Below are 1,264 nucleotides of genomic sequence, written 5' to 3'. Positions count from 1 at the left end.
GGCTCGGGCGCCCGTGAGGGGCGCGCGCTCGATCGCGGCGGCCAGCGCCGCGGCCGGCCCCTCCAGCAGCGTCACCGCGTCGCCGCGGTGGTTGCGCCGCTCCCAGCGCGCGGCGCCGCCGGGCGGGTGCCGCGGCAGCCAGCGCGTCAGGGCCCGGCCGGTGCGCACGGCCAGCGCCGCGGCCGCGGCGGCGCGCAGCACCGGCACGGCACCCCCCGCACCCGCACCGGGGGCGCCCGCGGCGCTCACGGCGCCGCCGCCGGCAGCGGCGGGGTGACGGCCGAGGCGCCCGCGCCCGTACCGTACTGCCCGGCGTCCCCGGTGAGCTGCTCGCGCAGGGCCAGGACGACGTTGACCCGGCCGACGGCGCCGTCCAGGTCGTCGACCGTGCTGACCTGACCGGCCACGGCGGAGTCCGCGCGCACCGCGGCGACCGCGCCGGCGCCGTCCGCCGCCTCCGTGGGGCCGGCCACCACCGCTCCCGCGGCCACCGCGTCGAAGCGCTGGGCCAGCGCCGCCCACGCCGCGGAGTCCGCCTCGGCCTGCGCCTCGGTGGCGTCCGGGTCGGCGGCGCCGCCCACCAGCACGGCCAGCGTGCCGCGCTGGGTCACCTCACCCTCGACCTCCACGAACCCGGCGTCGGCCAGGGTCGGCAGCAGCGCGGCCGCCGAGGGGTCGGTGACCACCGTCTGGGCGGGCTCGCGCACGACGAGCGCGCGGGCCAGGGCCTCGGCCAGCACGCCCGCCGCGTCGTCGGTGTCGGCGTCGTCACCGGCGTCCGGGGTCGGCGCGGGCGCCGGTGACGACGCCGGGGCCGCGCCGAGCTGGGCGCCCAGCTGCGCGGCGGTGCTCGCGCGCACGGCCCGCTGGGCCGCGGCGGTCCACTCGTCCTGGACGGTGACGCGGGCCGAGACGCTCGCCCCGGCCTGCTCGAGGACCTCCACGGCGGCGTCGGTCTGGCTGGAGTCGGCCCCCGGCAGCTCCACCACGGCGACGACCCGCCCGGCGAGGCGGCCGTCCACCACGGCCGGGCCCACGGCCTCGGCCCAGGCGTCCTGGGCCTCGCCGGCGGCGAGGGCCTGGTCGCGCTCGGTGCGCAACTGGTCCTTCTCCTGCGTCAGCTGGCGCACCTGGTCGGTGATCCCGGTGGAGATGCCCTCGTTGAGGGGGCCGGCGCCGAGGACGATGCCGACGGCCAGGGCCAGGAACACCGACACCAGCGAGACCACGTGGTACCGGAAGTCGATCACTGCGTGTCCTGTCG

Annotated in this window: 1 protein-coding gene and 1 pseudogene; both read right to left on the bottom strand. The window is 80.5% G+C overall.

Translation table 11 applies throughout. The features are described from left to right. A pseudogene (locus GTR00_RS21120) lies at positions 1-249 on the bottom strand (hypothetical protein); the annotation flags it as partial. Further along, entirely contained in the window at positions 246-1,250 is a 1,005-nt protein-coding gene (locus tag GTR00_RS21115) for a copper transporter (protein ID WP_166613475.1), read from the bottom strand. The gene GTR00_RS21115 and the pseudogene GTR00_RS21120, both read right to left, overlap by 4 nt. Between the last annotated feature and the right edge of the window lie 14 nt (positions 1,251-1,264).

The sequence above is a fragment of the Kineococcus indalonis genome, from assembly GCF_009906395.1.
Classification (GTDB): domain Bacteria; phylum Actinomycetota; class Actinomycetes; order Actinomycetales; family Kineococcaceae; genus Kineococcus; species Kineococcus indalonis.
This window is presented reverse-complemented; position numbering and strand designations above follow the sequence as displayed.